This is a genomic window from Bacillus paramycoides, assembly GCF_001884235.1.
GTDB classification, from domain to species: domain Bacteria; phylum Bacillota; class Bacilli; order Bacillales; family Bacillaceae_G; genus Bacillus_A; species Bacillus_A paramycoides.
The window spans coordinates 1-4,394 of record NZ_MAOI01000018.1 but is presented as its reverse complement, the minus strand read 5'-3'; the positions used below and the strand labels follow the sequence as shown (position 1 = coordinate 4,394).

Below are 4,394 nucleotides of genomic sequence, written 5' to 3'. Positions count from 1 at the left end.
GCGAGCCGTGAGAAGAAGCGGTTAGGGCTTTTTTTGTCTTGAGCGGGGAAAATCAGAGGGATGAGGTAGTTGAGGGGAGAGAGGCTTGAGCCGTGAGAAGAAGTGGTTAGGGCCCATTTTTGTCTCGGGCGGAGTAAGGTCAAAAGTATGGGGAAGTTTATCTTTTGAAAGGACAGTGATTTTTCTGTTTCTTTTAATGAAAAATAAAGTTGATAATACGTTGGCTTTATTTTTTTTAGCTGAAATATATTCTAGACAAAAGTACATTTATGTTTTAAAATTAGTACCAAGTCATAATAATTGATATAAAACGGAGGGCTGCGATGTGAACGTGGGCATTTTAGGGATCGGAAGATATGTGCCAGAAAAAGTAGTCACAAATCACGATTTAGAGAAAATCGTAGATACATCTGATGAATGGATTCGTACGAGAACGGGAATTGCAGAAAGACGCATTGCCGATGATACAATAGATACGTCATATATGGCGGTAGAGGCTTCTAAAAAAGCACTTGAAAATGCAGGGGTTAGCGGAGAAGATATCGATCTTATTTTAGTGGCAACAGTAACGCCGGATCGCTCATTCCCAGCAGTTGCTTGTGTAATCCAAGAAGCGATTGGCGCAAAACATGCAGCTGCAATGGATTTAAGCGCAGCGTGTGCGGGCTTTATGTACGGAATGATTACAGCACAGCAATTTATTCAAACTGGAACTTATAAAAATATATTAGTAGTTGGTAGTGACAAACTATCTAAAATTGTAGACTGGAACGACCGAAATACAGCAGTACTATTTGGGGACGGAGCAGGTGCTATCGTAATGGGAGCTGTTTCGGAAGGAAAAGGTGTACTTTCATTCGAATTAGGAGCGGACGGAAGTGGAGGAAAGCATCTTTATCAAGACGAGTATGTTATGATGAACGGACGAGAAGTCTTTAAATTTGCTGTTCGTCAACTTGGTGATTCTTGTCTTCGTGTGTTAGAAAAAGCAGGACTTACGAAAGAGGATGTGGACTTCTTAGTACCACATCAAGCGAATATTCGTATTATGGAATCTGCAAGAGAGAGATTAAATTTACCGAAAGAAAAAATGAGTATGACAATTGAAAAGTTCGGTAATACATCGGCTTCTTCAATTCCAATTGCAATGGTAGAGGAATTGCAAAATGGACGTATTCAAGATGGTGATTTAATTATACTAGTCGGTTTTGGCGGCGGCTTAACATGGGGAGCAGTAGCTCTTCGTTGGGGTAAATAAGGACTGAGAGAAAAAAAGGAGTGTATTTTGTATGGAAAAAAAGAGGGTCGTAATTACAGGATTAGGTGCTGTTACACCAATCGGAACAGATGTTGAAACAGCTTGGGAAAATATTAAAAACGGTGTATCTGGAATTGGAAGACTTACAAGAATAGATCCAGAACTGTTTCCAGCAAAAGTAGCAGCAGAAATTAACGACTTTGAAGTCGAAAAATATATGGATAAAAAAGAAGCTCGCCGTATGGACCGTTTTACGCAATATGCAGTAGCAGCAGCGAAAATGGCAGTTGCAGATGCGAAGCTTGAAATTACAGAAGAAAATGCCCCACGCATTGGTGTATGGGTAGGTTCTGGTATTGGTGGTATGGAAACATACGAAGAACAATTTAAGATTTTTACTGAAAAAGGTCCGCGCCGTGTGAGTCCATTCTTCGTACCAATGATGATTCCAGATATGGCAGCAGGTCAAGTATCAATTGCTACAGGAGCGAAAGGAATTAATACTTGCTCTGTAACAGCTTGTGCATCTGGGGCAAACTCAATTGGTGATGCATTTAAAGCGATTCAGCGCGGTGATGCCGATGCAATGATAACGGGGGGAGCAGAAGCACCGTTAACAAGTATGGCATTCGCTGGATTTTGTTCAGCGAAAGCATTAACATTTAATGAAGATCCAGCAACGGCTTGCCGTCCGTTCGATAAAAACCGTAGCGGTTTCGTAATGGGTGAAGGATCAGGAATTCTTATTCTTGAAGAATTAGAGCACGCATTAGCACGTGGTGCTCACATTTATGCGGAAATCGCTGGTTACGGTGCAACTGGTGATGCATTCCATATTACAATGCCTGCTCCTGGCGGTGAAGGTGGAGTTCGTGCGATGCGTCAAGCTTTAGCTGATGCAGGTCTAGAGCCAGAAGATATTGATTACATTAATGCACATGGTACAAGTACAGATGCAAATGAAAAGTATGAAACGATGGCAATTAAAGAAACTTTCGGTGAGCATGCATATAAAGTAGCAATTAGCTCGACGAAATCAATGACAGGTCACTTATTAGGAGCGGCTGGTGCTGTTGAAGCGATTTTCTCTATTAAAACAATTACAGACGGAGTGATTCCTCCGACGATTAACTATGAAACGCCAGATCCAGATTGCGATTTAGATTACGTACCGAATAAAGCGAGACAACAAGAAGTAAACACAGTATTAAGTAACTCACTAGGATTCGGTGGTCATAACGCAGTATTAGTATTTAAATCGTATAAATAATAGATGAAATAAGGTGTTTTTTCGTAACATATTGCGAAAAAACACCTTATTTATTTTTACGCCTTTTTCTCCTTTTGCATATACATAAGAAAAAGGAGGGATAAAGATGGGGGTTATTGAAACAGCCGAGTGGTTACATCTATATTATGGACGTCCAGAAAAGATTTGTGAGAAATTTACGAAGTATATTCCATTGCCAAAAGAGAGGCTGTATCGCTTTTTAATTTCTAAAGGTATGTATCGCCCAGTAATGCGGGGAGAACAGGAAATTAAAGAATTAGAGAAAAAAGAAATTTGGAAAGAACTTAGCATGGAGTATGAAAAATTGAAAAGTTGGCTAAAAGGGCCAGATGTCCCTATCTTTATTTTGTTATCAGATTCCTATAATCGAACTGTACAAGAAGAGTATAACGGGAAGGCTGGCTTATCTATGCGCCACGTTATTTTCTTATTCGTATGTGGACGGAATTCGGTGGAAGAATTAAAAGTGTTATTGACACATGAATATCACCACATATGCAGGTTACATCAAATTGAGACGAAAGAAACGGAATATACATTACTTGATACGATGATTATGGAAGGATTAGCTGAGCAGGCAGTAACGGAAAGATATACAGAAAAAAATAATGCACCGTGGACGACGTATCTTTCAAAAGAAGAAGCGATTTATTATTGGCAAAACGTTGTACAAGAAAGAATAAGCATAAAACGAGGAACAAAGGAGCATGACATTTTATTAAATGGACTTCATTCCTACCCGAAAATGCTTGGCTATGCACTTGGATTTTATATTGTAAAAGATTGTGTAGCGTTTGAAGGAGAAGATACACTTTCTTTATTATCTATAGATGCGAAAGAAATATTGAGTAAAGCAAATACATTTCATGTTTCATGAAAAAACAGGAGCTATATCTCCTGTTTTTTTAATATTATAGAAGAAAAAATAATAATTAGAATATATTTCCTAAAGTGGAATAAAGTTAAGCAAAAATGAACATAATGATTGGTACAAACAGTAGTGAAGTGAGGGGTAGAGAATGTTATATCTGCATGATGTATGGGTAAATTGGTTTGAAGGTGAAGAGAATGGGTATAACGTTTGTCATTTTTACGAATGGCGGAAAGATGATACAATTGAGCTATTAGATCAAGTGCCATTATTAAAAGTAGATTCTACATTATATCATTACATCGAGAACGAATTGTTAGAGCTTCCGCAAAAATTATTGGAAGACGTACATCATAAGGCTTATATTCGTAAAAATCACGAACGTTTGCAACAAGAGTATTGTTTTGTTGTTACAGATGGAAAAGGAATTATTGCGATTGATTCAATCGGCTATAATGTGCCAATTAGAAAAAGTAGGCTTATACCTCGTCAAGAACAGATGGTATATGAGATGGTAGAAAATGTGCAGGCAGAAAAGTATGATTTCCAAGTGGAAGAGATTGAAAAAGAACATCACATTTTATCGCCGTCGCCTTTCATCATGAACGGCCTAACTCGTAAAGAACGACAGTTAAAACAATTATTATTTATGGCGTTAGATCAATTACATACAACGAAAAATCCAGCTGAAATTCGCTATTGGTTCACAGAGTGGGATCCATCGGCGTACGGAATGGTCCAACATATGGAGTTTGAAGATGTTTGGGCTAAGCTTTATGATGAAGCGAAAGCGGGATGGTCCGAGAAGCACGAGCAATTATGTGAGCGCTTAGTGAAAGGACAGCCGTTTTTTGAAAAGTTATGGGAAATGGAAAATGAGCAGAAGGTAAATTAAAAAACCGCCAATTGGCGGTTTTTTTTATGGAGTCGGCAAGCTCTTCGTGTCTAAGAACCTTCCGCATAAGAAGACAAAA

The 4,394-nt window shown here is 38.6% G+C and carries 5 protein-coding genes; all 5 read left to right on the top strand.

The annotated features are described in order from the left end of the window. Positions 1–85: 85 nt before the first annotated feature. Positions 86–304: a hypothetical protein gene (locus tag BAU28_RS02550; protein ID WP_071717631.1), complete on the top strand. Its 219-nt coding sequence runs from the start codon at positions 86–88 to the stop codon at positions 302–304. Positions 305–325: 21 nt separating this feature from the next. Beyond that, positions 326–1,258, top strand: coding sequence for a beta-ketoacyl-ACP synthase III (gene fabH / locus BAU28_RS02545; RefSeq protein WP_071717630.1), 933 nt, complete (start codon positions 326–328; stop codon positions 1,256–1,258). Positions 1,259–1,289: 31 nt separating this feature from the next. Beyond that, on the top strand, positions 1,290–2,528 hold the full coding sequence (fabF, locus tag BAU28_RS02540; RefSeq protein WP_002170827.1) for a beta-ketoacyl-ACP synthase II: 1,239 nt from the start codon (positions 1,290–1,292) through the stop codon (positions 2,526–2,528). Positions 2,529–2,634: 106 nt separating this feature from the next. Continuing rightward, positions 2,635–3,426 (top strand): DUF2268 domain-containing putative Zn-dependent protease, encoded by a 792-nt coding sequence (locus tag BAU28_RS02535; RefSeq protein ID WP_048369674.1) that lies wholly within the window; start codon positions 2,635–2,637, stop codon positions 3,424–3,426. Between the two features lie 142 nt (positions 3,427–3,568). Continuing rightward, entirely contained in the window at positions 3,569–4,315 is a 747-nt protein-coding gene (locus BAU28_RS02530) for a YjbA family protein (RefSeq protein WP_048369672.1), read from the top strand. The last annotated feature ends 79 nt before the right edge of the window (positions 4,316–4,394 follow it).

Excerpts from the sequence above, each read along its gene's own strand:
- fabF (WP_002170827.1), top strand. The coding sequence starts at position 1,290 with ATGGAAAAAAAGAGGGTCGTAATTACAGGATTAGGTGCTGTTACACCA.
- BAU28_RS02530 (WP_048369672.1), top strand. The coding sequence starts at position 3,569 with ATGTTATATCTGCATGATGTATGGGTAAATTGGTTTGAAGGTGAAGAG.
- BAU28_RS02535 (WP_048369674.1), top strand. The coding sequence starts at position 2,635 with ATGGGGGTTATTGAAACAGCCGAGTGGTTACATCTATATTATGGACGT.